Source organism: Rhizobium sp. CF080, assembly GCF_000282095.2.
Classification (GTDB): Bacteria; Pseudomonadota; Alphaproteobacteria; order Rhizobiales; family Rhizobiaceae; genus Neorhizobium.
On record NZ_AKKC02000002.1, the window covers coordinates 427,894 to 446,553 of the forward strand.

At 63.5% G+C, this 18,660-nt stretch carries 17 protein-coding genes; 7 read left to right on the plus strand and 10 right to left on the minus strand.

What is annotated here, in order from left to right; all coding sequences use genetic code 11:
• The first annotated feature begins 45 nt into the window (after positions 1 to 45).
• The 3 genes from lepA (at position 46) to PMI07_RS03320 (ending at position 3,321) form a co-directional block, all read left to right on the plus strand.
• A complete protein-coding gene (lepA, locus tag PMI07_RS03310; RefSeq protein ID WP_007770491.1) occupies positions 46 to 1,872 on the plus strand; it encodes a translation elongation factor 4 in 1,827 nt (608 codons plus the stop codon).
• Positions 1,873 to 1,927: 55 nt separating this feature from the next.
• Positions 1,928 to 2,158, plus strand: a complete 231-nt coding sequence (locus PMI07_RS03315) for a type II toxin-antitoxin system CcdA family antitoxin (RefSeq protein ID WP_007770493.1) — start codon at positions 1,928 to 1,930, stop codon at positions 2,156 to 2,158.
• Between the two features lie 215 nt (positions 2,159 to 2,373).
• Positions 2,374 to 3,321: a flagellin gene (locus tag PMI07_RS03320; protein ID WP_007770495.1), complete on the plus strand. Its 948-nt coding sequence runs from the start codon at positions 2,374 to 2,376 to the stop codon at positions 3,319 to 3,321.
• Between the two features lie 1,031 nt (positions 3,322 to 4,352).
• Here PMI07_RS03320 and PMI07_RS03325 read toward each other — a convergent pair.
• Both PMI07_RS03325 and PMI07_RS03330 read right to left on the minus strand, forming a co-directional pair.
• On the minus strand, positions 4,353 to 4,604 hold the full coding sequence (locus PMI07_RS03325; protein WP_007770498.1) for a hypothetical protein: 252 nt from the start codon (positions 4,602 to 4,604) through the stop codon (positions 4,353 to 4,355).
• 151 nt (positions 4,605 to 4,755) lie between these two features.
• Positions 4,756 to 5,244 carry a MarR family transcriptional regulator gene (locus tag PMI07_RS03330; RefSeq protein ID WP_037085464.1) on the minus strand — a complete coding sequence of 163 codons (489 nt, stop codon included), beginning with the start codon at positions 5,242 to 5,244 and terminating at the stop codon, positions 4,756 to 4,758.
• A 124-nt stretch (positions 5,245 to 5,368) separates the two neighbouring features.
• On the opposite strand from PMI07_RS03330, the gene PMI07_RS03335 reads away from it, so the two are divergent.
• The 4 genes from PMI07_RS03335 to PMI07_RS03350 all read left to right on the plus strand — a co-directional run bounded on the left by PMI07_RS03335 (position 5,369) and on the right by PMI07_RS03350 (position 10,029).
• Positions 5,369 to 7,303, plus strand: a complete 1,935-nt coding sequence (locus PMI07_RS03335) for an FAD-binding monooxygenase (RefSeq protein ID WP_007757936.1) — start codon at positions 5,369 to 5,371, stop codon at positions 7,301 to 7,303.
• 138 nt (positions 7,304 to 7,441) lie between these two features.
• Positions 7,442 to 8,095 carry a TetR/AcrR family transcriptional regulator gene (locus tag PMI07_RS03340; RefSeq protein ID WP_007757938.1) on the plus strand — a complete coding sequence of 218 codons (654 nt, stop codon included), beginning with the start codon at positions 7,442 to 7,444 and terminating at the stop codon, positions 8,093 to 8,095.
• A 19-nt stretch (positions 8,096 to 8,114) separates the two neighbouring features.
• The gene (locus PMI07_RS03345) at positions 8,115 to 8,990 is read left to right on the plus strand and encodes an amidohydrolase family protein (protein WP_007757940.1); all 876 of its coding nucleotides are present in this window, start codon (positions 8,115 to 8,117) and stop codon (positions 8,988 to 8,990) included.
• A gap of 82 nt (positions 8,991 to 9,072) precedes the next feature.
• Positions 9,073 to 10,029 carry a tripartite tricarboxylate transporter substrate-binding protein gene (locus PMI07_RS03350; protein ID WP_037085122.1) on the plus strand — a complete coding sequence of 319 codons (957 nt, stop codon included), beginning with the start codon at positions 9,073 to 9,075 and terminating at the stop codon, positions 10,027 to 10,029.
• Positions 10,030 to 10,075: 46 nt separating this feature from the next.
• On the opposite strand, the gene PMI07_RS03355 is transcribed toward PMI07_RS03350, so the two are convergent.
• From PMI07_RS03355 to PMI07_RS03390, 8 genes are all read right to left on the minus strand, one after another.
• On the minus strand, positions 10,076 to 10,882 hold the full coding sequence (locus PMI07_RS03355; protein WP_007757945.1) for a crotonase/enoyl-CoA hydratase family protein: 807 nt from the start codon (positions 10,880 to 10,882) through the stop codon (positions 10,076 to 10,078).
• Positions 10,882 to 11,739 carry a hydroxymethylglutaryl-CoA lyase gene (locus tag PMI07_RS03360; protein WP_007757946.1) on the minus strand — a complete coding sequence of 286 codons (858 nt, stop codon included), beginning with the start codon at positions 11,737 to 11,739 and terminating at the stop codon, positions 10,882 to 10,884. Before PMI07_RS03360 ends, PMI07_RS03355 begins: the two co-directional genes overlap by 1 nt.
• On the minus strand, positions 11,732 to 13,747 hold the full coding sequence (locus PMI07_RS03365) for an acetyl/propionyl/methylcrotonyl-CoA carboxylase subunit alpha (RefSeq protein WP_024163521.1): 2,016 nt from the start codon (positions 13,745 to 13,747) through the stop codon (positions 11,732 to 11,734). Before PMI07_RS03365 ends, PMI07_RS03360 begins: the two co-directional genes overlap by 8 nt.
• A gap of 240 nt (positions 13,748 to 13,987) precedes the next feature.
• Entirely contained in the window at positions 13,988 to 15,595 is a 1,608-nt protein-coding gene (locus PMI07_RS03370; RefSeq protein ID WP_024163522.1) for a carboxyl transferase domain-containing protein, read from the minus strand.
• Entirely contained in the window at positions 15,595 to 16,743 is a 1,149-nt protein-coding gene (locus PMI07_RS03375; protein ID WP_280949762.1) for an isovaleryl-CoA dehydrogenase, read from the minus strand. Before PMI07_RS03375 ends, PMI07_RS03370 begins: the two co-directional genes overlap by 1 nt.
• 156 nt (positions 16,744 to 16,899) lie before the next feature.
• Positions 16,900 to 17,262, minus strand: coding sequence for a hypothetical protein (locus tag PMI07_RS03380; protein WP_007770880.1), 363 nt, complete (start codon positions 17,260 to 17,262; stop codon positions 16,900 to 16,902).
• Between the two features lie 92 nt (positions 17,263 to 17,354).
• Positions 17,355 to 18,215: an NlpC/P60 family protein gene (locus tag PMI07_RS03385; protein WP_024163523.1), complete on the minus strand. Its 861-nt coding sequence runs from the start codon at positions 18,213 to 18,215 to the stop codon at positions 17,355 to 17,357.
• A gap of 36 nt (positions 18,216 to 18,251) precedes the next feature.
• Entirely contained in the window at positions 18,252 to 18,593 is a 342-nt protein-coding gene (locus PMI07_RS03390) for a MarR family winged helix-turn-helix transcriptional regulator (RefSeq protein ID WP_007773593.1), read from the minus strand.
• Positions 18,594 to 18,660: the final 67 nt, after the last annotated feature.

Consider the following 18,660-nt stretch of genomic DNA (forward strand, 5'->3'; position numbering starts at 1 on the left):
CTTTCCGCTTTGCGACAGGGATTCGCGCTGCTATATGCGCGAGCCATGAGCACCAATTCCACCCGCACTCCGCTTGACCATATCCGCAACTTCTCGATCGTGGCGCATATCGACCACGGCAAGTCGACGCTCGCCGACCGGCTGATCCAGACGACCGGCGGTCTTGCCGAGCGCGACATGTCGGAACAGGTGCTGGACTCGATGGATATCGAGCGCGAGCGCGGCATCACCATCAAGGCCCAGACCGTGCGCCTGCACTACAAGGCGAACAACGGCGAGACTTATATCCTCAACCTCATCGACACGCCCGGCCATGTCGACTTCGCCTATGAAGTGTCGCGTTCGCTGTCGGCCTGCGAAGGGTCGCTTCTCGTCGTCGACGCATCCCAGGGCGTCGAGGCCCAGACGCTCGCCAACGTCTACCAGGCGATCGACAACAACCACGAGATCGTCACCGTCCTCAACAAGATTGACCTGCCGGCCGCCGAACCCGACCGCATCCGCGAACAGATCGAGGAAGTGATCGGCATCGACGCGTCGCAGGCGGTGCTGATCTCGGCGAAGACCGGCCTCGGCATTCCGGACGTGCTCGAAGCGATCGTCCACCAGCTGCCGCCGCCGAAGAGCGAACTCGGCGCAACCGGCCCCTTGAAGGCGCTGCTGGTCGACAGCTGGTACGACACCTATCTCGGCGTCATGGTTCTGGTGCGCATCCATGACGGCGTGCTGACCAAGGGCCAGACCATCCGCATGATGGGCACCGACGCCAAATACCAGGTGGAGCGCGTCGGCGTGCTGACCCCGAAGATGCTGGCCGTCGACAGCCTCGGCCCGGGCGAGATCGGTTTCTTTACCGGCTCGATCAAGGAAGTGGCCGATACCCGCGTCGGCGACACGATCACGGAAGACAAGCGCCCGACCGCCAAGGCGCTTCCCGGCTTTAAACCGGCTCAGCCGGTGGTGTTCTGTGGCCTGTTCCCGGTCGATGCGGCCGATTTCGAGGACCTGCGCGCCGCGATGGGCAAGCTGCGCCTCAACGACGCGTCGTTCTCCTTCGAGATGGAAAGCTCGGCAGCGCTCGGCTTCGGCTTCCGCTGCGGTTTCCTCGGCCTGCTGCATCTCGAAATCATCCAGGAACGCCTGGAGCGCGAGTTCGACCTCGACCTGATCGCCACGGCGCCTTCGGTCGTCTACCAGCTGACGATGAGCGACGGCACCGAGCGCGAACTCCACAATCCGGCCGACATGCCGGATGTCGTCCGCATCTCCGAAATCCGCGAGCCGTGGATCAAGGCGACGATCCTGACGCCGGACGATTATCTCGGCGGCATCCTGAAACTCTGCCAGGATCGGCGCGGCATCCAGACCGAACTTACCTATGTCGGCAAGCGCGCCATGCTCACCTATGAGCTGCCGCTCAACGAAGTGGTGTTCGATTTCTACGACCGCCTGAAGTCGATCTCCAAGGGTTATGCCTCGTTCGACTACCATCTGCACGGCTATCGCGAGGGCAATCTCGTGAAAATGTCGATCATGGTCAACGGCGAGCCGGTCGACGCGCTCTCCATGCTGGTCCACCGTTCCGCCGCGGAGAAGCGCGGCCGCGACATGTGCGAAAAGCTCAAGGACCTGATCCCGCGGCACATGTTCAAGATCCCGATCCAGGCGGCGATCGGCGGCAACGTGATCGCCCGCGAAACGATCTCCGCGATGCGCAAGGACGTGACCGCAAAATGCTACGGCGGCGACGCCACCCGCAAGCGCAAGCTGCTCGACAAGCAGAAGGAAGGCAAGAAGCGCATGCGGCAGTTCGGCAAGGTCGACATCCCGCAGGAAGCGTTCATCGCGGCCTTGAAGATGAAGGACGATTGATCTTTCCAATGACAGTTCATGCGCATATATTTTGTGCATGAACTTGGAGGTTGGAATGTCCCAGCCCGCCCGCAAGTCAACTCGGCTCTCGCTGGACGCTAATCTTGTTTCTGAAGCTTGCGCGCTGAAGATAGACATATCGCGCGCAGCTGAGGAAGGTATGGCCAAGGCTATCAAGGCAGAGCGGGAGCACCTTTGGCGGCTGGAAAGTGCCGAGGCAATCCGGTTTCACAATGAGTATGTCGAGAAACACGGCCTCCCGCATGCAAAGTATCGCCAGTTCTGACGATGCGGTTTGATCTTATCGCCGCGCCGCCGCCCTTCAAAAAATCCGCCAATCACTAAAACCTTAATAAATCCTGCAAATGCTTTGAAATCCGGCTCGTGCAAGGTGATTGCAGGTGATGAGTGCGTGCGCCGATATGGCGACGGCTCAAAGGCATGATGCCGATCTTCACTGCCTGAGCCCGTAACGTGTCCTTCCCACCTGCGAGAAGCTTCATGAGCAGCATTTCCTATAATTCGTCGGCCGCATCTGCGCTTTTGCTGCTGACCGGTTCCGCCAAAGCGCTGGAGCGCAACACGATCCAGGTCGCTTCCGGCCGCAACGTGAATACGGCATCCGACAACGCCGCCTATTGGTCGATCGCCACCTCCATGCGTTCGACGGGCATGTCGCTCTCGGCAGTCGAGGACGCATCGGGCCTTGCCGCCGCGATGACGGATACGGCATCGCTCGGCATGGAGGCCGCCACCAGCTTGGTTTCCGAGATCAAGGCGAAACTCATCCTGGCACGCTCGCCGGGTGTGGATCGCGACGCCATCAATGCGGAGATCAGCCAACTCAAGGATCAGCTGGGGACGGTCGCTGAATCGTCGTCCTTCAATGGTGAAAACTGGCTGAGTTCCGCCGGGGCGCCGGGGGTCAAGTCGCTGCTTGCGTCGACATCGACCAATCCGGACGGCACTGCCGCCGTCAACACGATCGATTTCGATACCGCCTCGACGACACTGGCCAGCAGCGGCGACGCTGCCAACGGTCTTCTGACCAAGGCCTATTCGGGCACGACGGAGAATGGCACTGCTTACGAATATTATCTTCTCGATACGGGATCGCAGGGATCGGCAACCGCCAGCGAAATCAAGATCTCGAACGCAACGACCGAAGACGAACTGGACGGCATGATCTCCGCCACCGACAGCATGCTTTCGAGCCTCACCTCCGCCGGCGCCAAACTCGGCTCCACGTCGAGCCGCATCAGCGCCAATACGGAATTCCTCTCCAAGCTGCAGGATACGATCGACCGCGGTGTCGGGCGCCTCGTCGATGCCAATATGGAGGAGAGCGCCGTCAAGCTTGCCGCCACGAAGGTGCAGCAGCAGCTCCAGACGATCGGCCTCAGCATCGTCAACGAACAGTCGAAGCGCATTCTCGACCTCTTCCGCTGATACCTCCCCGATATCCGGCCCTCGAGCTTGCCCGGGGGCCGGATATGGCTTTCTCCCGCAGAGGGGAGACGCCGCGGGACGGCATGCTCACATTTCTGTCGCTGTGACATGAATCCGGTGCCGCGTCGGTGGCCGTCGGAATACTCCTGATAACCTGCGACCGGCGTGACGTGTCTCTCGCCGTGTAGGACGCACGGTAGCTGGATCCTCGGGTCAAGCCCGAGGATGACGGCGTTGGAGGTAGTGCCAAGGTGACCAACAGCATGAGTAAGAAATTCTCGACGTTTGTTTTGGACTCCGTTGCCCCACCTCTCCGTCGTCATCCTCGGGCTTGACCCGAGGATCCACCCTCCAGATGTCGACCTATCCGGGCACATTCGACACCTCCCCGCCAGCCCATCAAACACTTAGCCTCCATCGCATCCCCGCCTTCCCAACCCGTGCCTACAATCCCCCCGTTCCGTCACGGATACACCGGCAGGCGTGCCGGCGAGGCGGGACAGGCGCGGGTCGTGAGGGTGAGACGCAAAATCTCACGGTCCGGGTTCGCGGAAAATGGTCTCCCTCCGGCGACGTGGGACGGGTGAGAAGCTGTCGGACCGACTTCTCGTTTCGTTTTCCATCATGGAGCGCCGATCACCCTGTGCGGCACACAGGGTGATCGGGGCCGCGCCGTGCGGCGTCCGAGGTTTTTTTCAAAAACCCGGATTGTGCGGCGCAGGTGGAAGACGATGCCGGGCGGCAGTCATGGCCTGCGGCATCGTAACCTGAGAGCGTGCGTGACGCCCTCTCCAGGAGAGGCACGCAACCGTTCCCACAACCCCTGTCATCGCAGAGGGACCGAAGTCGCGGATATCAACCGCCGAGCGGGGCGCTGAGAGGTGTCACTTATTACTTACCTTACGAGGCGGCTTTCAGCGCCCCGTCCGATCCTCGCCCTCGGGTTAAACCCGAGGGTCGCCCGAGGATGACGAAAAGAAACCGAGGATCGCCAAGGAATTACCATGCCGTCCTGCCAGCTCCAGCCTTTGTCAGTGACGGCCTGCATGAAGCGGGCGCGGCATGTCGGAATGGGTAATCCAGACGCGCCCGTCGAAAGCCACCTCGCCGTGATCGAGCTTGCTGCTGGCGATCGTTTCGATGAGACCCAGTTTCGAACGCACATCGCCGATCCTGCCGTCGTTGACCACGCAGACGGCCTGGCATGTGCCGCCGTCGCGCATGACCAGAAGCGTGTGATGGCTGTTTCGCATGATCTTGTTGGGCAATGTCACGAGCGTCATGCTCTTCTCCTTGCTGTAACCGGACCGAACGCGTGATGCGTGGATGGCAAGGCTCGGGGAATATGGTCAACAAAAGGTTAACGAAACGGGATTGGATGTGCGGCTTGCCCGGCAGCCGGGCGGCCTTGCCCGCAGCGGCGTCGATAGCGGGTCACTTGACCGGCCTGCCCTGGCCGGCCTCGGGAACTTCGCGCAGCGGCGCCCGGCTCAGTTCGTTGCCGGCGGCGATCGCCTTGCGCAGAAGCCGCAGCAGTTCGTCGGCTTCTGCTGCCGTCAGGCCGCGCAGCATCAGTTCCTGCGCCGCCTCCACCGCCGGCGCTATTCCGTCGAGGGTCTTTCGCCCATCGTCGGTGATCTGCAGCTCGCGGGCGCGCCGGTCCTTGGTGCTGGCATTGCGCACCAGCAGACCCTTCTGCACCAGCCGGTCGACGACCCCGGTAATCGTCGTCCGGTCATAGGCGATCAGCCCGGCCAGCGTGACCTGATCGATCCCGGGATTGGTGCTGATCGCGGCGAGCGCCGCGTATTGAACAGGTGTCAGATCGTAGCCGGCTTGATCGACCTCGGCGTGGAAGACCGCCACGGCGATCTGCTGGAACCGGCGGGCCAGATGCCCCGGCATATCATCGTTGTCTTTCACCGAACTCTCCAAAACCATCGCAAGCTTGACATGTGTACTGATAATCAGCATACTGATCAATATTGGATCCGCCGAATCCATTTCCGCGGACGCCATCAAGAAACATGCGGAGGAAACTGGTTCCATGCAATTCCATCTGAATGGGTTCGAGCCCGGCGACCCGGAAATCTTTCACCTGGAGGATCGATACAGCGCTCCGGCTGATAAAGGACCGCTTCCCACCGAAGTCGATGTGCTGATCGTCGGCTGCGGGCCGGCGGGCCTGACGCTTGCCGCACAGCTCTCGGCCTTTTCCGACATCAAGACCTGCATCGTCGACCAGAGATCCGGCCCGCTGCTGCGCGGCCAGGCGGACGGCATTGCCTGCCGCACGATGGAAATGTTCCACGCCTTTGGCTTTGCCGAGCGGGTGCTGAGAGAATCCTACTGGGTCAACGAGACCTCTTTCTGGAAGCCCGACGACTTGAAGCGCGAGAACATCGTCCGCAGCGGGAGGATCGACGACACGGAGGACGGGCTTTCCGAATTCCCGCATGTCATCCTCAACCAGGCGCGGGTGCAGGATTTCTTCCTCGACGTCATGCGCAAATCGCCGACCAGGCTCGAACCGCATTATTCGCGGCGCCTGATCGATCTGGAGACCGACCCCGCCGCCTCCGACTATCCGGTGACCGCAAGGCTGGAGCGTCTCGATCCCTCCCACGAAGGCGAGGTCGAGATCGTCAAGGCCCGTTACGTGGTCGGCTGCGACGGGGCGCGCAGCACGGTGCGCAAGTCGATCGGCCGGGCGCTGCACGGCGATTCCGCCAATCACGCCTGGGGCGTCATGGACGTGCTTGCCGTCACCAGTTTTCCCGACATCCGCCTCAAGGCGCTGATCCAGTCCGCCGGCGAAGGCAGCATCGTGCTGATCCCGCGCGAGGGCGGCTACATGGTCCGCATCTATGTCGAGATGGACAAACTCAACGAAAACGAGCGGGTCGCGAGCCGGAACATCACCGTCGACAAGCTGATCGCGGCCGTGCAGCGTGTCCTGCATCCCCACACGTTCGAGGTGAAGGAGGTCGCCTGGTGGTCGGTCTACGAGATCGGCCAGCGCCTTACCGACAAGTTCGATGACGTGGCCGAAGACGCGATCGGAGAGCGTCTGCCCCGCGTGTTCATTGCCGGTGACGCCTGCCATACGCATAGCCCGAAAGCCGGCCAGGGCATGAATGTCTCGATGCAGGACGGGTTCAATCTCGGCTGGAAACTGGCGGCCGTCCTGCAGGGACGGAGCAGGCCCGAACTGCTGCACAGCTATTCCGCCGAACGCCAGACCATCGCCAAGGAACTGATCGACTTCGACCGCGAATGGTCGGCCATGCTGAGCGCGCCGCTGAAATCCCCCGACAATCCGGATGGCGAAGGCGTCGAGCCGGCGGAAGTCCAGAAATATTTCGTCCGGTCCGGGCGTTATACGGCCGGCACAGCCACCCGCTACACGCCGTCGGTGCTGACCGGCGAAGCGACCCATCAGCATCTCGCCAAGGGGCTGACGATCGGTACGCGGTTCCATTCGGCGCCGGTGATCCGGCTGGTCGATGCCAGGCCTACGCAACTCGGCCATGCCGCGAAAGCCGACGGCCGCTGGCGCATCTATGCCTTTGCCGGGGCGGAGGATCGTGCCCAGCCATCTTCGCGGCTGCGGGCGCTTTGCGATTTCCTGGCGGACTCCCCCGCCTCGCCGGTGAAGAGACATACGCCGACCGGCCAGGACATCGACTCGGTGATCGATGTCCGCGCCGTCTTCCAGCAGGCCCATCGCACGCTCGCCGTAGACACCATGCCAGCCTTCCTCCTGCCCCGGAAGGGGCGCTACGGGCTCTGCGACTACGAGAAGATGTTCTGCCCCGACTTCAGGGGCGGCCACGATATCTTCGACATGCGCGGCATCGATCGGGAACAGGGCTGCATGGTCCTGGTGCGGCCGGACCAGTATGTCGCGCATGTGCTGCCGCTCGACGGATATGCCGAGCTGTCGGCATTCTTCAACGGCTTCATGGTGCCGCAGAACTAGCCCGCTTCCGGTGTGGGAATTGGTTTTTTAGGGACCAATTCCCACCTCAAACAATCTCCGCCCTCATCGCGCTGTTTTCGATTGACGCGCAATTTGTACAACTGTACAAATTGCGCGGACAATTGACTATGGATCTCCATGCGCCCGAATTTGAGGGAAGCCTTGCTCAGAAACGCCGTGACCCTGTTTTCTCGCAGTGGCTACAATGCCGTGTCGCTGCGGGATATCGCCAAGGCGTCCGGCGCCAATGTCGGCAGCCTCACCTACCATTTCGGCTCTAAGGCGAAATTGCTGCGGGAGGTTTACGAGCGCCACACGGTGCCGATGAACGCCCGCCGCCGCGAACTGCTGGGCGAGGCGCTGCGGATCAGCGATGCGGATCAGCGGCTGATGGCCATCCTGCGCGCCTATGTCGTGCCGGCTTTCGTTTCCTCGTCCGAGGGCGATGGCGGCGGTGCCGAATTCACCCGGATGCGGGCGGTGCTGTCGGCGGAAGGAAACCCCGACGCCCAGGCGATCATCGCGGACGCGTTCGACGAGACGAGCCGTGCCTTTCTCAAGGCTCTGGCCGACTGCGTTCCCGGCGCGCCGTTGAGCGGGCTCGTCTGGCGCAGCCAGTTCCTGCTCGGATCGCTCTATTACGCTCTGATCAATCCGGACCGCGTGACGCGTCTTTCGGGCGGCACGGTCGACGGAAACGATCGGGAAGCCGCCGTCAACCAAATCGTCGAGGCGAGCTATGCGAGCTTTCGAAGCCTCGGCGTCGAAACCAGGCAATCCGAGCGCGCCTGACTTACATGAGGGAAGAAGAATGAACGAAGATCGGCAGGAGAGCGGTCACGGGGCTGGCATTGCACGGCGGAAGCCGGACTTCCTGTTGCCTGACGGCAGCTGCGATGCCCATTGCCACGTTTTCGGTCCGGGAGCCGTTTTCCCCTATGCGCCCGACCGCAGCTATACGCCGGATGATGCCCCGAAAGAGGCGCTGGCAAAGCTCCACGAGCGGCTTGGCATCGCCCGCGCCGTCATCGTTCAGGCGAGCTGCCACGGGACCGACAATCACGCCATGCTCGACGCGATCGCCTGGCGCCCGGATCGTTACCGCGGCGTCGCGATCGTCGACGACAGTTTTGACGACCGCGCCTACCAGACGCTCGACGACGGCGGCGTGCGCGGCGTGCGGTTCAATTTCGTACGCCATCTCGGCGGGGCACCGGACCTGGACGTCTTCAACCGGGTGATCGACCGCATCAAGGGTCGCGGCTGGCATGTGGTGCTGCATCTAGACGGGAGCGACATCGTTCCGCTTTCCGACATGATCGCCCGCCTGCCGGTCCCCTTCGTCATCGATCACATGGGGCGCGTCGACACCAGCCTCGGCACCGACCAGCCGGCGTTTCAGACGCTGCTGGACCTGGTACGGCGGGAAAACTGCTGGATCAAGGTCTGCGGGTCGGAGCGGATTTCCCGTTTTCCCTTCGATACGGCGGTGCCTTTCGCAAAAGCGCTGGTCAAGGCGAGCCCCGAGCGGAGCCTCTGGGGTACCGACTTCCCGCATCCGAACCTCAAGGAGCCGGTTGACGAGGCTGATCTCGTGGATCTCGTGCCCAGGTTCGCGCTGGCGGAAGAGGATCGGCGGCGGCTGCTCGTCGACAATCCCGCACGTCTATACGGTTTCGCCGCCTGAGCGGCCTTACAAGGAGGAGGAAAGAATGGATTGCACAACTACGGAGAGGTCAGCGGGACGATTCGGGCGGCCGGCACGATGGATGAAATCTCTGGCCGTCGCCCTGACCCTGATGCTGCCGACCGGCGCCCTTGCGCAGGACGCCTATCCTTCGAGGGACATCACGCTTGTGCTGCCTTTCGGCCCCGGCGGGATCGCCGACATCACGGCACGCCTGGTGGCCGAGTCGCTCGGCAAGAAGCTCGGCCGTCAGATCGTGATCATGAACCAGCCGGGTGCCGGCGGTTCGGTCGCGGCACGGGCGGCACTGAACGCCCCGGCGGACGGTTATACGCTCGCGCTTCTCTCGAACGGAACCGCGATCAGCGTACCGCTCTTCAAGAACCTGCAATTCGATCCGGTCGCCGATTTCGTACCAGTATCGAGCCTTGCCTATTTCGATTTCGTGTTCGTCACCAAGTCCGGCGGCAAATTCAAATCCCTCAAGGATGTTCTGGAAGCCGCCAAAGCCAAGCCGGGCGCGCTCAACGTCGGAACCATCAATGTCGGCAGCAGCCAGAACCTGGCCGCGGAACTCTTCAAATCGACATCCGGGATCGATTTCACCATCGTGCCCTACAAGGCCACGCCGGATCTCCAGGTCGCGCTGCTCGGCGGCGAACTGGACGTCATCATCGACAGCCAGACGGCGCTGAAAGCTGCGCTGCAGCAGAACCAGGCGGCCGCCATCGCCTCCTCCGGACCGACACGCTCCAGCCTCTCGCCGAACGTTCCGACCGCCGCGGAAGAAGGCGTCAAAGGCTTCGACGTGACCTCCTGGAATGCCATCTTCGCACCCAAAGGCACGCCGCCGGAAGCGATCAAGAAGCTGAACGCCACGCTTGTCGAAGTGCTGGCCGACCCCGCTCTCCAGAAGCGCTTTGCGGATCTCGGCGTCGAAGCCCGTTCCAGCACGCCCGAGGAGATCGGTGGCCGCCTGAAGGCCGACATCCAGAAATGGTCGGACGTGATCCAGAAAGCCGGCATCCCGAAACAGTAACCCACGATTGGTCCCCGGATCATCTCCCTTCCCGCAGTCCGAGGCTCTAATCCTCGCCTCCCTTCAGGGGCATCCAGGGCATCGGTCGCCGGTTGAGGAAAGCGTCGATGCCGGCGTGGCCTTCGGTGCTTTCCCAACGATCGGCGAGCAGGCCCGTGCTGTAGGCGACCGGATCTTCGATCGTCTGGCGGGCGAGATTCTGAACGAGGCTCTTGGCGCTGGCGACGGCGCCCGGAGCGCAATCGAGGAATGCGGCAACTTCTTCCTCGACTGCCAGGTCGAGTTCGTCGGCTGGACGGACGGCGGAAACAAGTCCGATCTCGCGAGCGGTCACCGCATCGAAGCGTCGGGCATTGAGGAACAGGCGACGGGCATGGCCTTCGCCGATGCGCCGGACGACATAGGGGCCGATCGTCGCCGGGATCAGCCCGAGCCGGGTTTCGGTGAGTGCAAACCGGGCATTCTCGGCCGCGATGACGATATCGCAGATGGCCATCAGGCCGATGCCGCCGCCGAAGGCATTGCCCTGCACCCGGCCGATCAGCGGCTTTGGCAGATCATCCAGCGCCTTCAGCATCAACGCCAGTTCCGTGGCACCTTCGATCTTGCCGGCACGGTCTCTTGCCGCCTGATCGCGCATCCACTGCAGGTCGGCCCCGGCACAGAAGGTGGGGCCGGCGGATGCGAGAACCACGACGCGCACCGCCTCGTCGGCCGCAAGCTTGCCGGCCGCATCCGCCAGATCGGCAATCATTCGCGCATTCATGGCATTGTGCTTTTCGGGCCGGGCGAGTGTCAGCGTCACGACGCCGCGGTCATCCCGTTCCAATGTCAGCGTGTCGTAAGCGCCCATCAGCGCGCTCCTCTCAAACTCCTGGCGAAATCTTCCGCTTCGGCCAGCAGGCCGCGGTCGATACGGGTCTCGAAACCCAGCGTATGCAGATGATCGACCGTCTTGCCGGTTGCGACATTGCCTTCCGCACCCGGAGCGTAAGGACAGCCACCAAGCCCGCCCGCCGCGGCATCGAAAACGCGCAGACCTTTTTCGAGCGAGACGGTGATGTTGTCGAGCGCCCGGCCATTGGTGTCGTGAAAATGCCCGGCAAGACGTGTCGCCGGCATCAGATCAAGCACCGCATCGAGCATGGCGGCGACCCGGTCCGGCGTACCGGTGCCGATCGTATCGGCCAATGCCACCTCGCTGCAACCGAGCGCATGAAGCTCGGTAGCCACCCGTGCAACTTGCGCCGGCGGCGTCGGGCCGTCGAAGGGGCAATCAACGGCGCAGGAGACATAGGCGCGGACCGGGATGCCGTCGCGGCGGGCGCTGTCGATCAGCGGCGCGAACCGTTGAAAGCTTTCGGCGATGCTGCAATTGATGTTGCGGTGGCTGAAACCTTCCGACGCCGAGGCGAAGACGGCGACTTCATCCGCTTTGGCCGAGACCGCCGCCGCATAGCCCCGCACGTTCGGCGTCAGCACGGTGTACAGCGTTCCAGGGCGGCGGACGATGCCGGCCATGACCTCGGCGCCGTCTGCCATCTGCGGCACCCAGTCGGCGCGCACGAAGCTCGTCACCTCGATCTTTTCGAAGCAGCAAGCGGAGAGCAGGTCGACGAGGCGGATCTTGTCGGCGGTGGAAATGAGCCGCTTCTCGTTCTGCAGGCCATCGCGCGGGCCCATTTCGTGGATGCGGACGAAGTCAGCCATCTTCCGGCTCCCCATCCTCGGGCTCTCCATCTTCCGGCTCCAGGATCAGCAGCACGGCGCCTTCGATCACCTGTTCGCCCTGCGGCACCAGGACTTCGGCGACCGTTCCGTCGCGGGGCGCGGACAGCGTCAGCTCCATCTTCATCGCTTCCATGACGGCCAGGGTCTCGCCCTTCGCGACTGCCATTCCCGGCGTGGCGCGCAGGAGTTTGACGAGGCCAGGCATGGGAGCGAAGATGCGATCGCCGCCGCCGGTAATCTCGTCCTCGCCGGCGAGCGGATCGATGAGGCCGAAGTGCCAGCTTTCGCCGTCGCCGAAGATCGTCACGTCATGTTCGCCGGACACGAGATGGACACGGCGTTTGCGGCCGTCGATCTCCAGCAGATAGGCGTCGTCACCCAAGCGTGAAAGGCCGAAATCGACCGGCTTGCCGTCGACAATGGCCGCATAGGCGCCCTCCCCGATCGATCCGAACGATATGGGGACATGCTGGCCGCGATAATCCAGTTCGACGAAATCGGACGCTTCGGACCATAACCGGAACCCGGATAAGCGGCCCCAGGGATCGCTGACGGTTTTCGGCTCGAGTGCGCCGGAAAGCTTCAGGGCGGCAAGCGCCATGGCCTCGCGAGACGCAGCCCGTCCGATCGTCAATTCGGCCAGATGGCGGTCGATGAGGCCGGTATCAGGGCTGCCTTCGGTAAAATCGGGCTGGATCGTTAGCCGGCGAAGGAACGCGGCATTGGTGGTGACGCCGGTGGCGCGGACCTCGGAAAGGGCGGACGACAGCAGCGAGAGCGCCGTCTGGCGGTCCGCACCCCGAGTGACGATCTTGGCGATCATCGGATCGTAGAAAGGCGAGATGCGGTCGCCGGCGCGCACGCCGCTATCCACGCGCGCCAGTTCGTCCGGCAGGTCGAGATGGGTGAGCCGACCGGTGGCGGGCAGAAAGCCTCGCTCGGCGTCTTCCGCATAAAGCCGCGCCTCGAAGGCCCAGCCGCTGATGAAAAGCTCGTCCTGCAGGCGCGGCAGGGGCTCGCCGGACGCGACGCGCAGCTGCCATTCGACGAGGTCGACGCCGGTGATCGCCTCGGTGACCGGGTGCTCCACCTGCAGGCGCGTGTTCATCTCCATGAACCAGAAACGGTCTGGTTTCAGCCCCTCGGAAGCATCGGCGATAAACTCGATCGTGCCGGCGCCGGAATAACCGATCGCCATCGCCGCCTTCACCGCCGCCTCGCCCATGGCGGTGCGCATCTCGTCGGACATCCCGGGCGCCGGGGCTTCCTCGATCACCTTCTGGTGGCGGCGCTGCAGAGAGCAGTCGCGTTCGAAGAGATGCACCACATTTCCGTGGTCGTCTCCGAATATCTGGATCTCGATGTGGCGAGGATGGGTGATATATGCCTCGATCAGGCAGGCGGCATCGCCGAAGGCGGCCGACGCTTCGCGCTGCGCCGAGGCAAGCGCTTCCTTGAAAGCCTCGGCATCCTCGACCCGCCGCATGCCCTTGCCGCCGCCGCCGGAGCGCGCCTTGATCAAGACCGGGAAACCGATGCGGTCGGCCTCACCTAAGAGAAAATCCGGATCCTGCTCGGCGCCGTGATAACCCGGCACGACGGGCACGCCGGCCTTTTCCATCAGCGCCTTGGCGGCGTCCTTCAGGCCCATGGCGCGGATCGCATCGGACGATGGGCCAATGAACCGGAGGCCCGCGGATGTCACCGCGTCGGCGAAATCCGGGTTTTCCGAGAGAAACCCATAACCGGGATGGATGGCATCGGCGCCTGTCCGCAGCGCCGCTTCGATGATCGTATCGCCGCGCAGGTAACTTTCGGCTGCGGGGGACGGGCCGATATGGACCGCCTCGCCGGCAAGCGACACATGCAGGGCATCCCGATCGGCGTCGGAATAGACGGCGACGGTGGCGATGCCCAACCGGTGGCAGGTCCGGATGATGCGGCAGGCGATCTCGCCGCGATTGGCTATGAGGACTTTTCTCAGCATCGGCCGGTCCTCGGCGGGCGCAACGAACTCCCCTTCTCCCCCCTTGCGGGGGAGATGTCGCCAGAGGCGACAGAGGGGGGTGGTTCGGCGCATGCCAACGTCGAGGTCCTGGCACCACCACCATCTGTCAGCTCCGCTGACATCTTCCCCGCAAGGGGGAAGAAACGACCACGGTGCCGGCCTCGCACGATATCACCGAACAGATCGTGGGAAGGAACTAAGAAACTCATCATCCGCCCCTCACATCCGGAACACGCCGAAGCGTGTCTCTTCAACCGGCGCATTCAACGCGGCGGAGAGGCTGAGAGCCAGGACCTGACGCGTCCTGGCCGGATGGATGATCCCATCATCCCAGAGCCTTGCGGAGGCATAAAGCGGGTGGCTCTGCTCCTCGAACTGGTCGAGCACCGGCTGTTTGAAAGCAACCTCCTCGTCCGCACTCCATGTTTTACCGCCGCGTTCGATCGCGTCGCGTCGGACGGTGGCGAGCACGCCGGCCGCCTGCGGGCCGCCCATCACCGAGATGCGGCTGTTCGGCCAGGTCCACAGGAAACGCGGCGAATAGGCCCGGCCGGCCATGCCGTAATTGCCGGCGCCGAAGGAGCCGCCGACCAATATGGTGACCTTGGGCACCGAGGTGGTCGCAACCGCGGTCACCAGCTTGGCGCCGTGCTTGGCAATGCCCTCCGCCTCGTATTTGCGGCCGACCATGAAGCCGCTGATGTTCTGCAGGAAGACGAGCGGGATTTTCCGCTGCGAGCAGAGTTCGATGAAATGCGCGCCCTTCTGGGCGCTTTCGGAAAACAGCACGCCGTTGTTGGCGATGATGCCGACGGGGATGCCGAAGACGTGCGCGAAACCGCAGACCAATGTGATGCCGAACCGTGCCTTGAACTCCTCGAAACGCGAGCCGTCGACCAGCCGGGCGATCACTTCGCGGATGTCGTAGGGCGTGCTGAGCGACGACGGGACGATCGCGGCGATTTCTTCCGGGTCGTAAAGCGGCTCCTCGGGGGTCGCCAGCACCAAGGTTTCGGGTTTGCGGGTGTTCAAGCCGGCAACGGCGCGGCGAACCAGCGCCAAAGCGTGGGCGTCGTCGCGGGCGAGATGATCCGCCACACCGGAGAGCCTTGTGTGGACATCGCCGCCGCCGAGGTCCTCGGCCGAGACTTCCTCGCCTGTCGCGGCCTTCACCAGCGGCGGGCCGGCGAGGAAGATCGTGCCCTGATCCTTGACGATGATCGCCTCGTCGGACATCGCCGGCACATAGGCGCCGCCCGCCGTGCAGGAACCCATGACGGCGGCGATCTGGGCGATGCCTTTGGCGGACATCTGGGCCTGATTGAAAAAGATGCGGCCGAAATGATCGCGGTCGGGAAACACCTCGTCCTGGTTCGGCAGGTTGGCGCCGCCGGAATCGACCAGATAGACGCAAGGCAGCCGATTTTCCTCGGCGATCTCCTGGGCGCGCAGGTGTTTCTTGACCGTCATCGGGTAATAGGTGCCGCCCTTTACCGTGGCATCGTTGGCGACCATCATCACCTCGCGGCCTTCGACGCGGCCGATGCCGGTGACGATGCCGGCCGCCGGGCTGGCGCCGCCGTAAAGGCCGTGCGCCGCGGTGGCGCCGACCTCCAGGAAAGGCGAGCCGTGATCGAGCAGCCGGGCTATGCGTTCGCGCGGAAGCAGTTTTCCGCGCTTCACATGCCTTGCCTTCGCCTCCTCGCCGCCGCCGGCTTCGGCGAGCGCAACGGCCGCCTCGACCTCGGCAATCTTCGCCTGCATGGCGGCGCGGTTGGCTTCGGCGGCTTCGCTCCTGAGGTTGACCTGCGACCGGATGACAGCCATCAGGCGGTTTCCTTGAAGAGCTCGCGGCCGATCAGCATGCGGCGGATTTCCGACGTGCCGGCGCCGATTTCCATCAGCTTGGCATCGCGTAGCAGCCGGCCGGTCGGAAAGTCGTTGATATAACCGTTGCCGCCGAGGATCTGGATTGCCTGCAGCGCCTGCTGGGTCGCCTGTTCGGAGGCGTAGAGGCAGCAGGCGGCGGCATCCTGCCGCGTCACCGCACCGCGATCGCAGGCGGCGGCCACCGCATAGACATAGGCCCGGGCGGAATTCATCGCCGTGTACATGTCGGCGACCTTGGCCTGGATCAGTTGGAACTCGCCGATCGGCTGGCCGAACTGCTTTCGCTCATGGACATAGGGCATGACCACGTCGAGGCAGGCATGCATGATGCCGATGCCGATGGCGGAGAGCACGACGCGTTCGTAATCGAGACCGGACATCAGGACACGGGCGCCGCCGCCTTCCGAACCCATGACGTTTTCGGCCGGCACGTCGCAATCCTCAAACACCAGTTCGCAGGTGTTGGAGCCGCGCATGCCGAGCTTGTCGAGCTTCTGGGCGGTCGAGAACCCCTTGAACCCCTTTTCGACGAGGAAAGCGGTGATGCCCTTCGAGGCGGCCGAAGGATCGGTCTTGGCGTAGACCACCAGCACATCGGCATCCGGGCCGTTGGTGATCCACATTTTGTTGCCGTTCAGGACATAGCGGTCGCCGCGCTTCTCGGCGCGGAGCTTCATCGACACGACGTCGGAACCCGCACCCGGCTCGGACATGGCGAGCGCCCCGACATGCTCTCCCGAGCAGAGTTTCGGCAGGTAGCGCGCCTTCTGCTCGGCATTGCCGTTGCGGTTGATCTGGTTGACACAGAGATTGGAATGGGCGCCGTAGCTGAGCGAGGTCGAGGCCGAGGCGCGGGCCAGTTCCTCGACGGCGACCACATGGGCAAGATAACCGAGGCCGGAGCCGCCGAAATCCGGATCGGCGGTGATGCCGAGCAGGCCGAGCGCACCCAGTTCCGGCCAGAGGTCGCGGGCAAATTCGTTGCTGCGGTCGATCTCGTCGGCGCGGGGACCAAGCTTTTCCTGTGCGAAACGGTGGACCGTGTCGCGAACGGCATCGACCTCCTCGCCGAGCGCGAAGTTCATGCTTGCGTGGAACACCTTCCATCCTCCCGGTGTGCCAAGTTCCGTATATCAGAAAGTAGTGGGGCAGCGGCGGCTGGTCGTCAATGGCCGAGAGGCCTCTTGCGCGACATCGCAAGATACGGTCTTCGGGCGCGCCGCCTTTGTACGATGATTACCCTATTCGGGCAGGTGAAGCGGATTGAGGCCGGGGACCCATTGGGTATTCGGCATGCGGGTGCCCGTATAGGTGACGCCGCTGGGCGTCTTGCAGCGGTAGATCCGAGTCGGCATGACATCGCCATAAAGGATGTCGAAGCCGCCGCGGCCGCGATAGACGTTCTCGATATCGGTGGTGCAGCTCACCGCGTCCTTCTTGACCCGCTCTTCCTCCGGCACGACGCCGGGCAGGTTGCGGAAAAAGGTCTGCGTATCCTGCGGGAAGGCCTGCCGCTCGGCTGCGAATACCTCGACCGGAAACAGCGCGGCGACAAGCAGCGCCACGAGCATCACGGCCGGCAGTATCCATGCACCTTTGAGCATCAATCGACTCCTCATCCACGAAACCTGCAGATGATTCCAAGATATGGACGGCAAGTTGACCATTCTATGGGTACGGGACCACGTTTGCGTGATCATCTGCCGTTATCCAGGCGGCGATAGCCGGTGGGCTGCTGATAGAGCCAGCCGATACGCTCGACGGCCGCCTCGAAATTCTCGCGGGCGACGCTCATCGTATGGCCGTTCGCATGGAGAAGCGTCTCGGCATTCTCCATGATGCCGACGTGACCCTTCCAGAGAACGAGATCGCCGCGGCGAAGTTCCCCTCGCGTGATCTCTTTGCCGATCGAGGCCTGCATGTCGGAATCGCGCGGGGCGGACTGGCCGGTCATCATCAAGGCCAGTTGCACGAGCGCCGAGCAATCCAGGCCAAAACCGGAACGACCGCCCCAGAGATAGGGCGTCTCGATGAATTTTGCGGCGACGGCGACATAGTCGTCGCCCAGGGTCTCGGCGATGGGCAGGCAATGGCGGGCGATCACCGCCTCGCCGCTCGCCAGGACGAAATAACGGGTGCCTCGGGTTTCCGCCTCGCCGACGACAGTGATGCGGCTGCCCAAGGAGAGTGCGCCGACCTGCGGCTTGCGGAGTTCGGCTTCGGGATAAAGGAAGGTGCGCGGCACGGCGATGCGATGGGTCGGCTCGTCCAGGCTGCCGAGCATGCCTTCCGGCAGGTAGCCGACATAACCGTCCTGATCGGCCTGCACCCAGGCAAAACCGTCGGCGCGGTCGAAGACCCGGACCGTTTCGCCCAGTAGAAGCTCGGTATCGATGCCGCGGGCGAGATCCGGCGCTGGGCGCAACTGGGCCACGGGCACGGCGATGCGCGCCGGTTCGCCGTGGACGAACTGGCCTGCCTCGACGCTGCCCTTCAGCGTCTCGTCGGCGAGATCGGGTCGGAAGGCGTGCAGGCGTCTGTCGAGTATTTTCGTCATGTCAAATTCCCCTCCGGCGCCTTCACTTCAAACCCGTCAGTGACGGCCTTCCCGGATGATCAGGTCGCCGAGTTTTTCCAGATAGAGCGCGCCTGCCACCGTGCGCTTGATCACCACGTTGCGGCGGTCGCGTTCGTCGCGCTCGCGGTCCACCAGGCCCATCTCGCCCATCGTGTCGAGCGCGCGGGTGATGACCGGCTTGGTAACGCCGAGCGTCGCGGCCAACCCCCGCACCGTATGCGGCGGCGGCACGAGGTAAATATGCAGCAGAATGGACATCTGGCGCAATGTCAGATCGCGGCTGTCGCGGCGCACCTGCTCCAGCGATACCCGGTGCCAGAGGCCCAGCGCTTCCGTGGCGGTCAGTTCAACCGGCATCACGACCCTCGATTCAAAATCGGCCTTGGTTCAATATCGGGCGAACTTTAAGCCGAAGGTCTTACCG